The sequence below is a fragment of the Bartonella vinsonii subsp. berkhoffii ATCC 51672 genome, from assembly GCF_902825225.1.
In the GTDB taxonomy this organism is placed as follows: domain Bacteria; phylum Pseudomonadota; class Alphaproteobacteria; order Rhizobiales; family Rhizobiaceae; genus Bartonella; species Bartonella berkhoffii.
In genome coordinates, this window is record NZ_CADEAK010000006.1 from 25,084 (window position 1) to 43,914 (window position 18,831).

Annotated in this window: 14 protein-coding genes; 9 read left to right on the forward strand and 5 right to left on the reverse strand. The window is 36.9% G+C overall.

Annotated elements, in window-relative coordinates; genetic code table 11:
* Positions 1-135: 135 nt before the first annotated feature.
* Positions 136-2,016, forward strand: coding sequence for an AsmA family protein (locus J7R10_RS04270; protein ID WP_010704816.1), 1,881 nt, complete (start codon positions 136-138; stop codon positions 2,014-2,016).
* 91 nt (positions 2,017-2,107) lie between these two features.
* Here the strand turns inward: J7R10_RS04270 and J7R10_RS04275 are convergent, their stop codons facing one another.
* On the reverse strand, positions 2,108-2,251 hold the full coding sequence (locus J7R10_RS04275) for a hypothetical protein (protein ID WP_010704817.1): 144 nt from the start codon (positions 2,249-2,251) through the stop codon (positions 2,108-2,110).
* Positions 2,252-2,485: 234 nt separating this feature from the next.
* On the opposite strand from J7R10_RS04275, the gene J7R10_RS04280 reads away from it, so the two are divergent.
* From J7R10_RS04280 to J7R10_RS04290, 3 genes are all read left to right on the forward strand, one after another.
* Entirely contained in the window at positions 2,486-3,229 is a 744-nt protein-coding gene (locus J7R10_RS04280) for a 16S rRNA (uracil(1498)-N(3))-methyltransferase (protein WP_010704818.1), read from the forward strand.
* 68 nt (positions 3,230-3,297) lie between these two features.
* Complete coding sequence (locus J7R10_RS04285; protein WP_010704819.1) at positions 3,298-4,671, forward strand: glutamate--cysteine ligase; 1,374 nt, start codon at positions 3,298-3,300, stop codon at positions 4,669-4,671.
* Between the two features lie 858 nt (positions 4,672-5,529).
* Complete coding sequence (locus tag J7R10_RS04290) at positions 5,530-6,885, forward strand: L-cystine transporter (protein WP_010704820.1); 1,356 nt, start codon at positions 5,530-5,532, stop codon at positions 6,883-6,885.
* Between the two features lie 15 nt (positions 6,886-6,900).
* Here J7R10_RS04290 and J7R10_RS04295 read toward each other — a convergent pair whose 3' ends face one another.
* Positions 6,901-7,785, reverse strand: a complete 885-nt coding sequence (locus J7R10_RS04295) for a methyltransferase domain-containing protein (RefSeq protein ID WP_010704821.1) — start codon at positions 7,783-7,785, stop codon at positions 6,901-6,903.
* Between the two features lie 188 nt (positions 7,786-7,973).
* On the opposite strand from J7R10_RS04295, the gene J7R10_RS04300 reads away from it, so the two are divergent.
* Positions 7,974-8,759: a ComF family protein gene (locus tag J7R10_RS04300; protein ID WP_010704822.1), complete on the forward strand. Its 786-nt coding sequence runs from the start codon at positions 7,974-7,976 to the stop codon at positions 8,757-8,759.
* 46 nt (positions 8,760-8,805) lie between these two features.
* Positions 8,806-9,060 carry a glutaredoxin 3 gene (grxC, locus tag J7R10_RS04305; RefSeq protein ID WP_010704823.1) on the forward strand — a complete coding sequence of 85 codons (255 nt, stop codon included), beginning with the start codon at positions 8,806-8,808 and terminating at the stop codon, positions 9,058-9,060.
* A gap of 20 nt (positions 9,061-9,080) precedes the next feature.
* On the opposite strand, the gene ubiG is transcribed toward grxC, so the two are convergent.
* Entirely contained in the window at positions 9,081-9,824 is a 744-nt protein-coding gene (gene ubiG / locus J7R10_RS04310) for a bifunctional 2-polyprenyl-6-hydroxyphenol methylase/3-demethylubiquinol 3-O-methyltransferase UbiG (protein WP_010704824.1), read from the reverse strand.
* A gap of 173 nt (positions 9,825-9,997) precedes the next feature.
* Here ubiG and J7R10_RS04315 point away from each other — a divergent pair, with 173 nt between their 5' ends.
* On the forward strand, positions 9,998-11,254 hold the full coding sequence (locus tag J7R10_RS04315; protein WP_010704825.1) for an aspartate kinase: 1,257 nt from the start codon (positions 9,998-10,000) through the stop codon (positions 11,252-11,254).
* 924 nt (positions 11,255-12,178) lie between these two features.
* Here the strand turns inward: J7R10_RS04315 and nhaA are convergent.
* The gene (gene nhaA / locus J7R10_RS04320; protein WP_010704826.1) at positions 12,179-13,537 is read right to left on the reverse strand and encodes a Na+/H+ antiporter NhaA; all 1,359 of its coding nucleotides are present in this window, start codon (positions 13,535-13,537) and stop codon (positions 12,179-12,181) included.
* A gap of 152 nt (positions 13,538-13,689) precedes the next feature.
* Entirely contained in the window at positions 13,690-15,381 is a 1,692-nt protein-coding gene (locus J7R10_RS04325; RefSeq protein WP_010704827.1) for a hypothetical protein, read from the reverse strand.
* Between the two features lie 390 nt (positions 15,382-15,771).
* Between J7R10_RS04325 and J7R10_RS04330 the strand changes: the two genes are divergently transcribed.
* The gene (locus J7R10_RS04330) at positions 15,772-17,544 is read left to right on the forward strand and encodes an SLC13 family permease (RefSeq protein WP_010704828.1); all 1,773 of its coding nucleotides are present in this window, start codon (positions 15,772-15,774) and stop codon (positions 17,542-17,544) included.
* Between the two features lie 613 nt (positions 17,545-18,157).
* Positions 18,158-18,829 (forward strand): DUF2659 family protein, encoded by a 672-nt coding sequence (locus J7R10_RS04335; RefSeq protein WP_010704829.1) that lies wholly within the window; start codon positions 18,158-18,160, stop codon positions 18,827-18,829.
* Positions 18,830-18,831: the final 2 nt, after the last annotated feature.

Sequence of the window (18,831 nt, forward strand, 5' to 3'; positions counted from 1 at the left end):
AACTTTGGATAAGAACAAGAATAATGAAGTTGTTAAATGAGATAAGGCAAAATTTAGAATTATAGGAAGTTTTTTTAACGATCATTTAAGTTTGCTTTTAATCTTGTTATAGGAGTGAGAGTGTAGAGGAAGATTGTGTGCATTAGAATAATAAAATTTTTAAGCGGAATTTTTATTACAATTATTTTTTTGTTTGGAGTGGGTCTTTTTGTTTTACTTTATCTTGTTTCTACCGACACGATTCGTATTCGTTTAGCACAGGATTTGAGTACGTGGACGGGTTATAATGTGCAATTGCGTGATCCACCACGATTGAATCTTTTTCCTTCCCCTAAAGCATTTCTTTCTAGTGTTACTTTAACATCAAAGATAAATCATGTTGTGCCGTTGATGGAAGCTGAATCAATAGAGGTTGATCTTTCTTTGATCGATCTTCTTTTTGGACATGTTTCTTTTTCAGAAACGCGAATTGTGCGCCCTCAGTTTGTTATGGAAAAGCCTGTTAAAACAGCTGCAGATTTTTTTGATAGTTTTTCACGATCACGAGGTGCATTAGGATTAGCAATACGCAGTGCTCGTGAAATATTGAAGCATAATCCTGACCATCCCGATATAGAGCGTCTTTTGAAGCAACTGTTTGGGCGGATTGTGGTCGAAAATGGTGTTCTTGTGTATCATGATCGTATTTCCAGAATAGCAGAAAAAATAACGGGTTTAAATGCAACCTTAGATTGGCCCGAATCGACACAAAAAGTGAAATTTCGTGCGAATGCTCGTTGGCGCGGAGAGTTGACCAAGTTATCAATTGATGCCGATCAAGCGTTGCTGCTTTTAGCAGGAGGGAAAAGCCAGATTAAGGCAAGTCTCAATTCTGTGCGTGGTGGTGTAACCTTTATAGGGCAGGCACGATTATCTGAATATTATCGTTTTGATGGAAAGGTATCGATGCGTTCTCCTGGTTGGGATCAGACATTGTCTTGGATTGGAGGTAATCAGTTTTGGGGGCATAGATTAAAAGCACCTATTGTATGGGAGTCTGGTTTTTTAGCACAGCCCATGCATATCCAAATGAATAATGTTGTATTTACGATGGGTACAGCAAATGCGCGTGGAGCTTTAGAAGTTGATTTTCAGGACTATGTTCCAATTGTAATGGGATCTTTAGCATTTGATAACCTAGATTTTAATGTTTTGGGATCAATGTTTTCTTCCGTTAAAAAACAGGATTCATTCCTTGATAGGGAAATTTTTGATCGTATTGGGGTGGATATACGGCTTTTTTCACCACAAGCAAAAGTAGGGAAATTCGCACTTACCAATTTAGCTGCTGCAATACAAATAAAAAATGGGCATGGTATTTTTGATCTGGGACATGCAAATGTTTTTGGTGGCTCATTTCAAAGCAATATTGAAGTTGTACCATCTGAAAAGAAAATGCGTATTAAAGGACGCCTTTCAGGGACTTCTGTTGATATACAAACTGCTACAGAGGCTCTGGGAATAACTCCATTTGTACAGAGCAAAGCAAACTTTACTATGACGGCAGAAACGCTTAGTAGTTCTTGGTCAGAAATCTTTTCGAAGATGCAGGGTAAATTAACATTGAATATGTCTTCTGGTCGATTATTAGGATATGATTTGAATGATTTACAGATGATACTTTCAAAAAAGGAGCAATTTCTTTTAATGGGGGACAATGCCCTTTCAACAGCTTTTGATCTCTGGAATATTCAAACAAGTTTTTCAGACGGGACGATAAAGGTAACAGAATCACTGATGCGTACGGCAGATTGGAGTTTATCCATTTTGGGAACAATTTCATTTGCTGTTATGCAAGATCTACACAATGAATTTAGATTGCAGGCACGATTGCGAAAAACGCATAGCTCAAAGACGCTCTGTCAAGATGTTCAATGCCTTGCTAACAGTCTCGTTTGGCCTTTTACTTTTTCTTTTAGTTCTGAAGGACAAGAACGCGGCAATTTTTGGGTCAAAAAAGACATCTATGCGAATTGACCGCTATTTTTATTGGTACTGGAGAACATTTTAGAAAAACTGTTAAAAGCCTTATGTCATTATACAATTCTAGAGATAAGCTTTTCAGTACTTATTGAATCTCTGAAGAAATGCCATAGCCATCTTTAGTGACGGGGAACTTCCCATCTGCTCCTACGGAGCCGATTCCTACAGTAATCAGAATAAAAGCCAATAAGCTGATAATAGTAATAATTGTGGCTTTTTTAGCAGACATATTTTTCCTCAAACCATGTGATCTATGATTGAATGCAAAGGTGAATAATGTATTTTTATAAAATTACAGATAAACAGAATCACTTAGTGATCCATTTGTTCCCACTATTATCTCATAAAGCAAAAAAGACTCTATAATTCTTTAATATATTATAGTTCTATAGATATAATTCTCTCTTTTTGTTATATGTTTTTTTATCTGCTCGATGATTATATTTGATTTTGGCACAATTCTATGCGCGTAAATTATAAACTTAAAAGGTTATTTATCCGGCAACCACTTGCTTTGAATGAAGTAATCAAGATAGAGGGGGCGCGAGCTTCTTATCTTATACATGTTTTGCGGATGCAAGAAGGCGCTGAAATTTTACTTTTTAATGGACAGGATGGTGAATGGCTTGCTAAACTCACCGACATTAAGAAAAAATTTGTTGTGCTTCAGCTTATTCATCAAGAAAGATTGCAAACGGCGCATTCGAATCTCATTTACTGCTTTGCTCCACTAAAAAACGCGCGTTTGGATTATATGGTGCAGAAAGCTGTTGAAATGGGGGTATCGGTTTTGCAGCCTGTTATAACGCATCACACACAGGTTACGCGTATCAATATGGCGCGTATGAAAGCGAATGTTATTGAAGCTTCCGAGCAGTGTGGTATTTTATCTGTACCTGAGTGTATATCTGCTGTCTCGTTAGCGGAGCTCTTAGCACATTGGGACCATGCACGACCTTTGTTCTTTTGTGATGAAGCGCACAAACCGCATAATCTATTACATCTTTTAAAAAAGTATGAAATGACAACATTTGGTGTTCTCATTGGTCCAGAAGGTGGATTTAGTGAGGAAGAGCGGAACTTATTAAAAAAACATCCATTTGTGATTCCGATATCTTTGGGGCCACGTGTTTTACGTGCTGACACTGCAGCTGTTGCTGCTTTGGCTCTTCTTAATGTTACCGTGGGGGATTGGTCAATTAATTGAGAAGTTCGTAGAATCATTCTAAATGATTCATTTAAAATGATGGAACTGATGATAGGATACAATAAGTTATGGCGCTTGATATAACGGATGAAAGTGAAATTTATAACTTAGATTCCTTGGTTAGCTATTTCCAAGGGGGATGTAAAGCAGAGCATGATTGGCGTATTGGTACGGAACATGAAAAATTTCCGTTTTATATAGATGGTTTTCGTCCTGTTCCCTATGAAGGTTCTAAAGGAATTCGCGCACTTTTAGAAGGAATGCAAGAAGTTTTAGGATGGCAGCCTATTGTGGATGAGGGAAACATTATTGGGCTGATAGGATCAGTTGGTCAAGGTGCTATTTCTTTAGAACCTGGGGGACAATTTGAATTATCTGGTGCACCATTGAAAACCATTGGCCATACTTATTGCGAAGTGATGGAGCATTTAGCTCTTCTCAAAAAAATTTCAGGACCATTGGGTATTGGTTTTCTTGGTATGGGGGCTAGTCCAAAGTGGACTTTAGCTGAAACACCGCGAATGCCTAAGTCACGTTATCAGATTATGACAAATTATATGCCAAAAGTTGGTCATAGTGGACTTGATATGATGTATCGCACATCAACGGTTCAAGTGAATCTTGATTTTTCATCTGAAATTGATATGCGGCGAAAAATGCAAGTATCAATGAAATTACAGTCTGTTGCGACAGCATTATTTGCTAGTTCGCCTTTTACAGAGGGAAAACCTAACAGCTTTTTATCTTGGCGCTCAGAAATTTGGCGTGATACTGATAATCAGAGGTCAGGAGTTCTTCCTTTTGTATTTTCTGAGCATTTTGGTTTTGCGGATTACGTTGAATGGGCACTTGATGTCCCCATGTATTTTGTCGTGCGTGACGGTCGTTATTATGATTGTACACATATAACTTTTCGTCAGTTTATGAAGGGAGCATTAAAGGGACAGGTTACCAATTCAATACCCAATATGGGAGATTGGATTAATCATCTCTCAACTTTGTTTCCCGAAGTGCGCTTAAAGCGATTTTTAGAAATGAGAGGCGCTGATTGCGGTTCTTGGAAGCATATCTGTGCGTTGTCCGCTTTTTGGGTTGGACTTCTTTATGATAGTGAAGCATTGAATGAAGCAGAGGCTTTGACAAAAGATTGGTGTTTTGAAGAAGTTTTGGATATGCGCAGACATGTCCCTAAAGAAGGACTAAGAACCCCTTTTCGTCAGACCATAATTTTAGAAATAGCGCGTCAGGCTGTTGCTATTTCACGCAAGGGTTTAAAAAATCGCAGACAGTATGATGCATATGGTTTAGATGAGACAAATTTTCTGGTTCCCTTAGAAGAGGTGATTGCAATGGGACAAACAGATGCCGATAGGTTTTTGTCTCTTTATCATTCTATTTGGAATGAGACTGTGGAACCTATATTTTTAGAATGTGCCTATTAATTTAAAAAACAAAAACCCTCTTTTCAATTCTGAAGAAGTGCGCAGCATCAGAAAATTTAGCTTTTAAGGCGAGTTATTGAGTATAATAATTACTGCGATGAATGGCATTTACTTGATTTATACCTATGATATGGCTATGCGTTGTTTTTTTTGAGAATGTTTTCCAATTGATTATCTTGAGTAGTACATACAGTACCTAACGTCTTGTGTTTCAAGATGGCGTCATGAATTCAAAAATTTTTGCGTTTATATTTTTTGTTATTGAGAAGAAGCGTTATTTTATAACAGCAGAGAATTCATCACAGAGATTTCAATAAAAGAAGACAGAATTTTACCAAGAATTGGAACAAGAGAGGCTATTCCAAATGAGATAGGACAAGAGATCTTAATCAAAGCAGTTAAGCGGATATTGGTAATAAAATTAGCAAATCCTACTTGGTATTATCTCTTAGAAAAACAAGCTATGAGATTGTTTAGCAGTCTATTTATTGTTGATAGGAAAGTTTTTATTGCTTTAAATAGAGAGAATGATGAAATATCATATCAAATGATAAGGTCTATTGAAAGTACTCTTTTAGTGTTAGAATGTGAAAGAAAGCTATTCGTATTTTATTTCCGATGAAAAACATTTTATTTGCAAAAAGAATTTTATAAAAATAGAAAAATAAGTTTATTTGATTTTTTATCTCCTTTAAAGAGTTATTAATAGATAAAAAATTCTCTTCTAACCTATAAATTAAAAAAATAATGATTTTGCAAAAGCGTTGCAAGGTTTATATTCCATTTTCGAATATCAGGCATTGATTTTGAGCTATGCAGATTATTCAATATCAAGCATAACAATAGTGGACATAAACAATGGCATTTAATTTTTTCATCAATTTATTTCTATTTATTATTTTTTTGGTATGGCTTACTCAAATTAATAGGATGAAATGGAGTCTTTCACTCCGTGTTATGCTGGGACTTGTTCTTGGCATGATTTTTGGCAGTGTTTTACAGATTGTTTATGGAGAAGGCGAAGCCACTTTATTGAAATCCGTTGAATGGTTTAACATTGTTGGTAATGGCTATACCTTATTACTACAAATGATTGTTATGCCATTGGTTTTTGTCTCTATCGTCTCAGCGGTTGCTCATTTACATTCTGTTTATGCTGTTGGTAAAATGAGCACAATGACCATTTCAATATTGCTTTTTACAACTGCTCTTTCAGCCTTGGTCGGTATTTTTGTGGTTAATTTCTTTGGATTAACAGCGAATGGTTTGGTACATGAAGGGCAAAATGTTTCTGCTCTTCTCGATGATCGTATTGCGCAACTTGGAGATATGAATGTTCCAAAGATGATTTTATCCTTGATTCCTAAAAATCCATTTGCTGAATTAAGTGGAGCCAAGCGTACATCAATTATCAGTGTTGTTATTTTTGCATCCTTTTTAGGAGCTGCGGTTCTTCTTTTAAAGAAAGATGATCCAGAAAAGGGAGAAAAAGCGCTTTTGTTCATTCAAGTAGCACAAGCTTGGATTACACGACTAGTCCGTATTGTAATTGCTTTGACACCTTATGGTATTTTTGCCCTTATGACGAAGGTTGGAGCGACCTCATATATTGCAGATATTTTAGATTTATTGGTTTTTATCATCGCGTCCTATGTTGGTATTATTCTTATGTTTGTAATTCATGGTATTTTGCTTGGCATATCAGGGATTAATCCTTTTCATTTTTTCAAAAAAGTTTTGCCGGTTTTGACATTTGCTTTTAGCAGTCGTTCAAGTGCTGCAAGTATTCCTTTGAATATTGAGGCGCAAACGCAATGGATTGGTGTACCACAATCCATTGCAAGTTTTGCAGCTTCTTTTGGGGCAACAATTGGGCAAAATGGTTGTGCGGGTCTTTATCCAGCGATGCTTGCGACCATGATAGCGCCCTCTATGGCCATTAACCCCCTTGATCCTACTTGGATTGCTACTCTTGTTGGTGTTGTAACATTGAGTTCTATTGGTGTTGCTGGTGTTGGTGGTGGTGCTATTTTTGCTGCATTGATCGTATTGCCAATGATGGGGCTTCCTATTTCTTTGGTTGCTGTCCTTATGTCTATCGAACCCTTAATTGATATGGGACGTACAGCTCTCAATGTCAGTGATTCAATGTTGGCAGGAACTATAACCAGTCAAATGTTACGGACAACGGATAAAAGCATCTTTGAAAAATAATTTTTCATGTTGAGGCTATGGTTTTGGGAGCTGTTTTACTAAAGCATCTGCAAGAGATATTTGTGCCGAGCCAGGTTGGAGAGGTTTTTGCTGATTTGGGTGAGGTGACCAGCCAGAGAGCCAGATGAAAGAAAAATGCGCGCGAATGCGCCCATCCGGATCACTAAATCGTTGTGCATAGATTTCAGCTGCGCGGAGAAAGAAGCGTTTGGATACAGGGCGTCTTGAGCGATTGATAAGCGCATTTTGCATTCCCATAGCTTTGAGATCATCTATAAGATTAAACATTGTATTGTAGCGTATAGTGATAGTTTCAATGTCTGCTACAGGGAGAGCAAAACCAACACATTGTAAAAGAGCACCTACATCACGAATGTCGGCAAAAGGATAAATTCTAGGGCTTGCCCCACCATAGATTTCCATTTCGGCTTGTAGTAAGCATTCACGTAATTCTACAAGTGTACCCGCTCCCGCCATAACAGCCAGAAATAAACCATCTGGTTTAAGGGTATTTTTTATCTGACGAAGAACACCAGGGGTATCATTGGTCAATTGTAATGAAAGAAGTGAAACGATAAGGTCACAATAATTTTGAGGAAAGTCGAGAAATTCTCGAGGGCGTAAATGAAATTTTTTGTCATGGTTTTGATAAAGAATGTCAGTTTCAACGCGTTCTATGGAATGGACTTTTCCGGAGTGCAAAAGAGCTTGCGCGGCAAGATCTGTATGACTGTGTAAATCAAGAGCTAACGTAAAGAAACGATCAACAGTACTGAGACGTTTACAAAGATCCTCGGCCATGTAGGACAATAAAAAATCACACCCTTTTTTTGCTTTTTTAAAAGCACGTTTGCGGAATTGTTCAATCCGGTCATGATCAAAAATTAAAGGGTGTGGCATATGGTTAAGGCCTTTCAATCTATAATTAAAAGTCTATTTTGCAAAGGTTCATTTTTGTGCAAGCCCTGTCAAGCTTATGATATGAAACAAGAAAAAATTTATAAGAAGTAAGGATTTATAAATTAATTAAAATTAAAAAATACAAAAGATTTTTTTGTGCAGGGAAGCTGTAAAAGCCTCAATTAATGATGTTATGCTTTCAAGAGATAGCTTTAAATAGCGGAAATATATTAAGCAAGTTCATTGAGCGCTTTCTAACAATTTTGTATCCGCCGATTTGCCCTGGATGTAAACAACGTGTTTCTGCTTATGGTACGATTTGTTCTGTGTGTTGGAAAGATCTTCAATTTATCACAAAACCTTATTGTCCTGTTATGGGAATCCCTTTTGTTTGTGATATGGGGGATGGTTTTCTCAGTGGTGAAGCTCTTCAAAAATCTCTTCCTTTTTCGCGTGTTCGCTCGGCTATTGTTCATAAGGGGGTGGCGCAAACTCTGGTAACGCGATTGAAATATGGTGATCATATAGAACTAGCACCTTTTATGGCGAATTGGATGGTGTTTGCTGGGCGCGAGATTATTAATGATTGTGATGTTATTATTTCCGTTCCTTTACATTTTCGTCGTTTTTTGCAGCGACGTTATAATCAATCTGCTGAACTTGCTCGTTATATTGCAGTAGCACAGAAAAAAAATTTTAAGCCCGGCTGGCTTGTGCGTTGTCGACATACCCGTCCACAAGTTCGTTTATCTGCTAGGGAACGAAAATTAAATGTACTGAATGCTTTTGAGGTGCCACGTAAAGTTAAAAAATATCTAAAGGGGTGTTCTATTTTGTTGATTGATGATGTTTTCACAACCGGTGCAACAGTTACAGCTGCGGCTGCAACATTAAAACGCGCAGGTGCACGACAGGTTGATGTGTTAACATTTTCACGCGTATTAAAAGAGGCTTCTATGTTTCCTAGTTCTTGAGAGAAGCTTAAAGTTGATAGTATTTTGAAACCATTGGAGAATAACTATGAAAGAGATAACACTTTATACGCGTCCTAATTGTCCTTACTGTACGAAAGCACGTGATTTACTTGATAAAAAAGGAGTAAAATATACAGATATTGATGCATCAACGTTTTTTCGCCAAGAAATGGTGCAACGAGCAAATGGACGTAATACCTTTCCACAAATTTTCATAGGTGATTATCATGTTGGCGGTTGCGATGATCTTTACGCTTTAGAAAATGAAGGGAAGCTCAATTCTTTGTTGCAAGACGTATAGTCATGATAGATTATATCCGCTTAAGACTTTTTTGCGAGAAGCATATAGTTAACATCCATATCTTTTGAGCGATTCCAGCTGTCGTTTAATGGGTTATAAGTCATGCCGATCTTATCAATGACAGTCAGAGCATTTTTTGATAAAAGGCTTTTAAGTTCTTGAGGTTTTAAGAACTTTTTATAATCATGAGTCCCTTTGGGAAGCCAGCGTAAAATGTATTCAGCACCTACAATAGCCAGTCCCCATGCTTTCCATGTACGGTTGAGTGTTGAGACAAACATCAACCCTTGTGGTTTGAGGAGTTTTGCTGTAGCTGCCATGAAGAGGTGAACATCAGCTACGTGCTCAACAACTTCCATATTGAGGATGATATCAAATTGCGCTTCTTCATTGGCGAGTGCTTCTGCAGTCGTTGTGCGGTAATCAATAGAAAGGCCATTTTGAGTGGCGTGAATTTTTGCGACTTCAATATTAGTTTGTGCAGCATCCGCTCCTACAACTGTAGCGCCAAGACGTGCCATTGGTTCACATAACAAACCACCTCCACAGCCAATATCAAGAATTTTTAAATTTTCGAAGGGCATAAGTGAGATAGGATCGCGATTAAATTCTAAACAGATTTTTTCTCTGATGTATGCAAGACGTGTTGGATTGAATTGATGAAGTGGGCGAAATTTTCCTTGTGGATCCCACCATTCAGAAGCAATATGTGAGAAGTGATCAATTTCATTCTGATCAATTGTGGTACGTGTTTCATTTATCATATCGCTTTCCTTGTATTTTAATTTTTCAGTCAGATAGATTTTATCTCAAGTCAAAAGAAATAATATAAATATAACTAAACTTGCACAAATGGTAGATATTCTATATGTGAAAAATGGTTTGTTGATATGAGAGTAAGTTCTTATTCTCACTGTTAAAGGTAAGAGTGTTATTAATGGCGCGCATTGTCATGAAATTCGGCGGAACATCTGTAGCAGACATTGAATGTATTCAGAATGTTGCACGGCATGTTAAAAGAGAGGTGGATGCAGGCAATGAGGTTGCGGTTATAGTATCCGCGATGGCTGGAAAAACCAATGAGCTTGTTCAGTGGACATGTGACGCTTCACCAGTACAGAGAGATGCTTATGAATATGATGTTGTTGTTGCTTCTGGTGAGCAGGTAACAGCAGGCTTGTTGGCTCTTACACTCCAAGCGATGGGAATAAATGCGCGTTCATGGCTTGGTTGGCAAATTCCTATTCACACGGACAGCGCGCATAGTCGTGCGCGTATTACAGATATTGATGGATCTTTTTTGATACAACGTTTTCAGGAAGGTCAAGTAGCAGTTATTGCTGGTTTTCAGGGGCTAGCTCCGGATAATCGGATTTCGACCTTGGGGCGTGGGGGATCAGATACGAGTGCTGTTGCTATAGCGGCAGCAATACAAGCTGATCGCTGCGATATTTATACAGATGTGGATGGTGTTTATACAACAGACCCGCGTATAGAACCTAAGGCACGTCGTTTACCAAAAGTTGCTTTTGAAGAAATGTTGGAAATGGCTTCTCTTGGCGCGAAAGTTTTACAGGTGCGTTCTGTTGAATTGGCAATGGTTCACAAAGTTCGTACCTTCGTGCGCTCAAGTTTTGAAGATCCTGATGCGTTAGGCATGGCTGATCTCATGAATTCTTCTGGAACACTTATTTGCGATGAGGATGAAATCGTGGAACAACAGAATGTTACTGGTATTGCTTTTGCCAAGGATGAAGCGCAAATTTCTCTTCGTAGACTTGCTGATCGTCCAGGGATTTCCGCAGCAATTTTTGGTCCCCTAGCCGAAGAGCGAATTAATGTCGATATGATTGTGCAAAATATTTCTGAAGATGGCTCCAAAACTGATATGACTTTTACTGTACCATCAGGGGATGTAGAGAAAGCTGTTGCACTTCTTGAGAAAAACCGCAAAGAGACTGGATTTGATGTTATCCAATTTGAAAGCAATCTTGCCAAGATATCGGTTATTGGGATTGGAATGCGCAGTCATGCAGGTGTTGCGGCTACAGCATTTCAGGCTTTGGCTGAAAAGGGTATTAATATTCAAGCAATAACGACTTCCGAGATTAAGATTTCTATTTTGATTGATAGTGCTTATACTGAACTTGCAGTCAGAACATTACACGCTGTTTATGATCTTGATAAAAATTAAGTATTTTTTCAGTTCTAACAAAGATTTCCAAATGAGTATGAAGCGTTCATGTATGTAAGAGAAACGAAGGACTCTTGATATGAGTATTTAGTGAGAGAGAAAAGTGCGCTACTGTTTCAAATACGTCCGCTAGAGGAATCTTTGTGAAAGCTAAGTGAGATTATAGAGCCCATAAATTTTATTATTTACGTAATGATGTAAAATAGATTCGATAAGATATATTCCATTGATGTTTGCTTTTCTCAAATGATTGTTTAGAATTTTCCGTATTTCTTGCAGATGTAATTTTATTCTCATTTGAGAGAAAGTAACTATCTAAAGGATTTGTGCAGAAATTGCTCATAGAGAAATACTTCAATTGGGGGAATAAACTAAGCTTTTTTGCATACATGATTTATGGTGCTTGATTTGTCTTCTTTTGTTTGCCTTGGAGAAGGGATTATTTGCGTCAAATGCCACAAAAAAACTCTTTATAGTTTTCAATAAACAAAGTGATATGCGTTTTATTATCGAAAATCACAGTGTACACAGTTATAGTGACAGTAAATTGAGACGCTTGAAATTTGCATCTAAGATTTTAATACAAACAATTACAATGAAAAATTTATGCTATATTTTCTGTTTGTTTATTATCTCTCTACACATGATACATGTGCATTGATCGGTCAAGATTTCAATATTTCAATGATGTGAAGACATATTGTAATGTGCAAAATTGCACGTTCGTTTTGTTTAAGTCTCTTTCATAAAATCGATTAGTTGAATGAAATAGGTTTTAGGGCGTGAGATTTTTCACTTTTTGATCAATGAAGATATCAAATGTTCTCCTTAATTTATTTCTATCATTATAATGAACGATGCCTAACAAATGAACCAAATCATTTTTTAAAAAGTTCACATAAAAATGTATTTTTACTTGGTTTATTAAAAACTATGAGGAGTTTGTTTGTTGCGTTTGATGTAAATAATTCCATATCCAAGGCCGACAAGAGCAGATAAACCGGATCCACAAAGGACACCAATTTTTGCAGAATCAAGTAGGATAACATCTTTAAAAGCAAGCATTGAAACAAAGATAGACATTGTAAAGCCAATTCCCGCTAAAAATCCAATGAGCAAAACACCTGTCCATGTCATATGAGGAGGCAGGCGGCATAGTCCTGATTTTACGGCTAGATAGCTAGCAGCAATGATTCCAAAAGGTTTTCCAACAAAGAGACCAATGACAACACCAAGCACGATTAAGAATGATTCATGAGAAGAAAGATCGAAATTTGCAAAACTAACCCCAGCATTTGCGAAGGCAAAAATTGGCATTACACCATAGGCAACCCACGGATGCAATGCCTTCTGAACACGCGTTACTGGCGCAATCATATCACGTTGTCCTTTGCGCATTTTTTTTAATGCAGTTGAGATATGATGTAGATCTGTTTTTGTATTTTTTTCTTGGAGAACTTGCATTGCGTTGCTTAACATTGTGAGCGGAGCTACCAGAGTACGGGTAGGAAAAACCGGAGTCATCATGCCTAAAATCACACCAGCAAGTGATGGATGAACACCTGTTGCCATTAATCCCCACCAGATGATTGCACCAGGTAGAATATAAAGCCATGCCGAAGCGAGTCCAATCCATTGAAAAAATAATACTAAAGCAATCCCTGCTGCTGTAATAAAGAGACCATAGGGGTCAATATTCGTTGAGTAGAAGAAAGCAATAATAAGAACAGCGATAATATCATCAATAATTGCTAAAGATAAAAGAATGATATGAAGATTAGAAGGAATTTTTTTCCCAAGAAGAGCCAGAATTCCGAGCGCAAAGGCGATATCTGTAGCTGTTGGTACTGCCCAACCATGCGTATGGCCTCCATTAAAGTTAAAACTGAGGTAAATAATTGCAGGAATACAAACTCCACCTATTGCTGCAACAATTGGCAAAACTGCTTGTTTAAAATCGGCGAGAGCACCTTCATGAATTTCGCGTCGGATTTCCATTCCCGCAACAAGAAAGAAAACAGTCATGAGAGCATCATTAACCCAGAAATGTAAATCCCAAGAGAGGGTAAAATGACCAAAGTTAAAGCCAAAGGGTGTATGCCAGAAGGATTCATAGAGAGAAGCATATTGAGAATTGGCAAAAATGAGTGCGACCGCCGCTGCTAACAAAAGAACAATACCGCTGAGAGCTTCAATATGAAGAAAGCGCTCAATAGCAGAAAGCGCTTGATTTGTGACACGAGACGCGCGATTAGGCAAACGATTTGAAGATAAATCAGACATGAACAACTCCAAGTGTCGACAATTTTACCAATTATAATTTTTTATATAAACTACTCTGTATGATGTTTCCTTATATCATACAAAAGAAAAAAGAGGAATAAAGCTCTTAAATTTACAAACAAGATCATCATGTTCAAAGCTGACTCTATTTTTTAAGGTGATGCTTGATTCTTGACAGTGAGATGCACTTTATCCAGAACTTTGGACAAATCGTTTTGCAGAGCAGTTTCGAGATCAGCTAGTGTAAGTCCTTTGTTATCTTTTGCTTTTATTTGAATGACCAATGTTTGTGGATTTTTAGCAAAGTCTCCAAGAGAATTTGAAATATTTTCAGCTTTTTCATGATCTTTTAGCAAAATTTTGGGGGTTTGTGTCATCATCAGATAGAAATTGTCATAGAGTTCTTTTTTGAGATCATGTTTCATGTCACCAAGATTTCGTGCGAGATAAGAGAAAAGTTTATCAATGAAACCAGCGTCTGTATAGCTAATGTTAATATCAGTGACACTAAGGTCTTGAGCAGCAATAGTCATTAAATCTTTTTGAGCAGAAAAAAGTTTTTCATCAACATTAACAAGCTTCGCTGATACTTTTCCAGATCCAATATTTTTCATGTTGAAAGACATTGCATTAAGAGCAAGTGTACGCTTTTTCTCATCATAAGAAATATCAATTTTTTCTGAAAAATCAAAGTGTTCAATCCCTATTTTTTTGAAGAGCTCTAAGTCTTCTTCTCTCATTTTTTTAGGTAAAATTGAAATGTTATTGAGAGAGATAAGAAGTTTTTTTGGTATAAGTTGCTTCCATAAGCTTTGTGTAAACTGGAATGATTCGAGTGTTTCTTTAAATTGTGGTGTATCGATTTTGAGGTTAGTTACTTCTGCATCAGCTAAGGTAATAGCCAGCAAGTTATTTATGAGAATATCACGTTGTGCTGTTTTTTGAGTTTTCTTGTTAGTTACTTTTTTTTCGTTAAGATAAGCTTTGATCAAATTTTCAGTTGTTTGCTCCAATGGTTTCACTTTAAAACCAGATGTTTTAAATTTACCAAGAGATAAAGAGATGTTTTTCTCTTCTCCTTCAAAAATATCAACAATTAGATTTTTCAGAGAAATAGGACCGGTAACGTTTTTTATTTGATTGATAGAATTACTTTTTCCTAAAATAATAAAATCAGCATAGTTGATATCAATATCACGTGCTTCTATTGCATCACTTTTGCTGATAATATGCGTTTGTTTTTCACCATTCTTGGCTGTCATATTAAGGTCCATATTTTTGAAGCTAACAGAACCAATATGACCATTTTTAAAACCAGAAAGCTGGAAACCCTTTATCTCAAGTTTTTCGTTGAGTTCTTTCTCATCTTCTATAGAAAGCAATATATTGGGCGCAACAATTGAGGAAAGTTCAATACGCATAATTGATTGCAAAATGTCGGATGTGATAGTGGTATCCTTTTTCTTAAAGTATACACTATTAAGAGAAATTTTGGGAATTTTTATGTGAATATTATGACGCTTTAAGTCAACATTATAAAGTGTAAAAGTACCAGGAATAAAAGAAAGAGGAGGGCGGGCTGAAATGGCACCAATTTTAAGTGATGTATCAGCAGGCACTGGCAGAGTAACATTTGTCAAATTGACTTTGCCTATGATGCTAACTTCGGCTGTCTCTGCTTTTATAGAACGGCGGGCTATTTCTTGTTTTACAAAACTGTCAAGATAGGGTTTTGCTATATAAAAACCGCCGACAACTATGATTGTCAGAATAGCAATAAATCCAATAATACATGTTAGCCAGTATTTTAAATTTCTTCTGTATACATCATCAAGATTGGTCATTATTTCTTCTTTCGCTTTTATCACTCTCTGTGATGCTTTATTTACTCTATGTGAGAATGTACACAAATTTCTTTAAGCAATGACAAAGGCTCAAAATATAGCATGCACCAACCCAATAGTTATCTCTTTTTATTCTCTTTTACGTTTAGAGCTATTCTGCTTTTTTTGCAAAACATTTTTATCAACTGTCAGCAATTTTCTTTGGTTTCAATATTTTATGTTTCAATATTTTATAAAGAAGCATTTATAACCAAAGAGAGAAGTATGTGCTGATCATAATTGTATCACTCTAAAATGAGCTTATATCTGCTTTTATCTTGCCGCTTTTTATAGGAACAGTTAAAACAATATATTGTGTTTATTGTAATCTAATGGGGAGAGATGGGTATCATGACAGGAAATCAAATAATGGCTTTTTCTATCATTGGTCTCATGATGGTTGTTTTTATTTGGGATCGATTCCGTTATGATCTTGTCGCTCTTTGTACATTATTGGTTGCTTGCATTGTGGGGCTTGTTAGCCCAAAGGAGGCATTTAGCGGTTTTAGTAATGATATTGTTATTATTGTGGGGAGTGTGTTTGTTGTCAGTACGGCTGTATCGCGTTCTGGTATAATGGAATTTATGATCCAACGGATATGGCCAGATGTGAGATCAGTGCGTCTTCAATTGGCTTTTTTAGTTATTTGTGTAGTGTTTTTGTCAATGTTTGTTAAAAACATTGGTGCTTTGGCTATCATGCTTCCTATTGCTTTTCAGTTTGCGCGTCGTTCTCAGGTTTCCCCTTCTGTTTTTTTGATGCCCATGGCATTTGGTTCTTTATTGGGTGGTCTTATGACACAGATAGGAACTTCTCCTAATGTTGTTATTTCAGCTATACAAGAACGTTTAACGGGGTCTCCTTTTACCATGTTTGATTTTACCCCAGTTGGTGCGGCTGTTGCTACTGCTGGTGTATTATATTTGGTGTTTTTTTCTTGGCGTTTACCTGTACGTGTACGTTCAGGTGTATCGTTTGATGATGCTATTGATATTCGTAACTATGTTTCGGAAGTACATATTCCAACAAATTCACCTATTATAGGAAAAACGATAATGGACCTTGTTAAACCATCAGGTGGTGATGTCATGGTGGTTCAAGTTATCAGAAACAAAGTCTCTATTTCACCGTTGCCAGATTTTGTTTTGTCTGAAAACGATATTGTTTTGTTGGAAGGTTCGCATACGGGGCTAGATAGTGTGATGAATTCTGCTCGTTTGGAATTTTTCTCTGGTCGAACTATTCCTACGGGAGACAAGGACAGCGACGTTGATATTATTGAGGCAGTTGTTACGCATAATTCTCCTCTTATTGGTATCAGTGCAAAAGAGTTTTCGTATTTTGATCGCTATGATGTGAATTTTCTTGCGTTAAGTCGACAACATGAAAGGGTGCGGGGAAGGCTTGAGGATATTGTTTTCCATCTTGGAGATGTGATTGTTTTACAGGGACAAGAGAGGGTTATTCCAAATTTATTACGAGAACTGAAATGTTTACCCTTAGCAAAACGCAATATTGTGTTTGGCAATTTGCGTCATGGTTTTGTATCTTTAGCTATTCTCTTTATAGCGATCATTTGTACGGCTTTTCATATCGTACCCGTTTCCCTTTCTTTTTTCTCTGCTGCTACTGCCATGGTTATCTTTCGTGTCTTGCCAGCGCGTGATTTGTATCAAGCATTAGATGGCCAAATATTAGTTTTATTAGCAACTCTTATTCCAGTGAGTGAAGCACTAGAGAAGACAGGGTGTACGGATCTCATAGGTCAATGGCTGAGCCAATTGGCGGTATTTTTTCCACCCTCTGGCGCATTAGCGCTGATGTTGGTTACAGCCATGTTGGTAACGCCATTTTTGAATAATGCAGCGACAGTTATGATGGTAGCACCAATCGCGTCAAGTTTTGCTCATTCTCTCCATTATAAGCCTGAAGCTTTTCTGATGGCTGTTGCAATTGGTGCAGGGTGTGAGTTCCTCACGCCTATTGGACACCAAAGTAATATGCTCGTGATGGCGCCAGGGGGATATCGTTTTAGTGATTATCCACGCTTTGGTGCTCCGTTGGCGGTGTTGATAGTCATTGTTGCGGTTCCAATGCTCATGTGGATTTGGCCATTACAATAAAACATTTTTAGACACTATAAGTGACAGCCTCAAAAGGTTATCAATCGAGTGAAAATAAGTTAAAGAGAATATTTTTGCACAGAGTTTTACTTGAAGTTTGAATTTTAAATTGAGTTCTATCATGGAGTTTCGGCATTTCTTCCATTCTGGATAACAAAATTTGTTTATTTGGTTAAAAATATTTTCAATCATGGAAATAAAGCAATATTTCTTTATGAAAATTTTTTAATGGATTGCTTTTCCACTGAAATTCTACAATTGAGGGCTTTGAAAAGTGCAATAGGAGATTGTTGTTTTAAGATTTTAAAAGATGATTCTCGTATATAATATAACGAGGAGGAGATACGAACAGCTCTTGAGATTGTAGAGAGGCTTATATAATGGCCATGAGAAATGTGGTAACAGTTTAAAAAGGGATGTAAAACTATATTATGAACCAAAATGCGGTTCTATCGTTTTTGATTGATGGAGTTGCAAAAGTCCAAGTGGTTTGGATACACATTGATTTGAAATAAATAAGTTAGAAATTTTAAGTTTTTAGTTCATGAGGGCTACCATCTTTATGCATTTATGCGTAAAAGCACAAAAAGTGAATTTTTCCAAGGTATGATATATGTCGTATGATAGTTTTATTGCTGAAGTTAATGCAGAGGTTCGTCAGGAAAAAGCTCTTGCTTTTTGGAGACGTTATGGTTTTGCAATTATTATTGCAGTCGTTATTTTCATTTTGATGGTAGTGACTTATCAAATTTACCATCATGAACAAATAAAGAAAGCTGGTCATATTGGTGATGCATTTGTAAAAAGCCTTGATTTTGCGGATACACGTCATTTTGATGAAGCGATAAAGCAATTGGAAAATGTTAAAGTCTCTAACTTTGGGGGATATCCTTTTCTTGCTCGTTTGCGTGAGGCTTCTTTGTTCATGGAACAAGGGGATACTGTTAAATCAGTAGAAGCCTTTGATTCTGTTGCGGCTGATGAAAAAGCACCACAAATTTTGCGGAAAGTTGCAAAAATTCGTGCAGCTTATATTTTGGTTGATACAGGGACTTTGAATGAGGTCAAAAAGCGCGTTGAAGATATGGCAAATGATATTGATCCTATGCGTATGTCTGCAAGAGAGGCTTTGGGCTTAGCTGCGTATAAAGCCGATAAGGTAGAAGAAGCGGTTGATTATTTTAGGAAAATTTCTGCAGAAGGTGCTTTAGGATTAAAAGTAGCAGATCGGGCTCGTATGATGCTTGAGCTTATACAAGCAGAGGGCAAGGTGAGTAAGGAATAAAT

Excerpts from the sequence above, each read along its gene's own strand:
- J7R10_RS04300 (WP_010704822.1), top strand. The coding sequence starts at position 7,974 with ATGTTATGCTTTCAAGAGATAGCTTTAAATAGCGGAAATATATTAAGC.
- nhaA (WP_010704826.1), bottom strand. The coding sequence starts at position 13,537 with ATGTCTGATTTATCTTCAAATCGTTTGCCTAATCGCGCGTCTCGTGTC.
- J7R10_RS04315 (WP_010704825.1), top strand. The coding sequence starts at position 9,998 with ATGGCGCGCATTGTCATGAAATTCGGCGGAACATCTGTAGCAGACATT.
- ubiG (WP_010704824.1), bottom strand. The coding sequence starts at position 9,824 with ATGATAAATGAAACACGTACCACAATTGATCAGAATGAAATTGATCAC.
- J7R10_RS04295 (WP_010704821.1), bottom strand. The coding sequence starts at position 7,785 with ATGCCACACCCTTTAATTTTTGATCATGACCGGATTGAACAATTCCGC.
- J7R10_RS04280 (WP_010704818.1), top strand. The coding sequence starts at position 2,486 with ATGCGCGTAAATTATAAACTTAAAAGGTTATTTATCCGGCAACCACTT.
- J7R10_RS04285 (WP_010704819.1), top strand. The coding sequence starts at position 3,298 with ATGGCGCTTGATATAACGGATGAAAGTGAAATTTATAACTTAGATTCC.
- grxC (WP_010704823.1), top strand. The coding sequence starts at position 8,806 with ATGAAAGAGATAACACTTTATACGCGTCCTAATTGTCCTTACTGTACG.
- J7R10_RS04325 (WP_010704827.1), bottom strand. The coding sequence starts at position 15,381 with ATGACCAATCTTGATGATGTATACAGAAGAAATTTAAAATACTGGCTA.
- J7R10_RS04335 (WP_010704829.1), top strand. The coding sequence starts at position 18,158 with ATGTCGTATGATAGTTTTATTGCTGAAGTTAATGCAGAGGTTCGTCAG.
- J7R10_RS04275 (WP_010704817.1), bottom strand. The coding sequence starts at position 2,251 with ATGTCTGCTAAAAAAGCCACAATTATTACTATTATCAGCTTATTGGCT.
- J7R10_RS04290 (WP_010704820.1), top strand. The coding sequence starts at position 5,530 with ATGGCATTTAATTTTTTCATCAATTTATTTCTATTTATTATTTTTTTG.
- J7R10_RS04330 (WP_010704828.1), top strand. The coding sequence starts at position 15,772 with ATGACAGGAAATCAAATAATGGCTTTTTCTATCATTGGTCTCATGATG.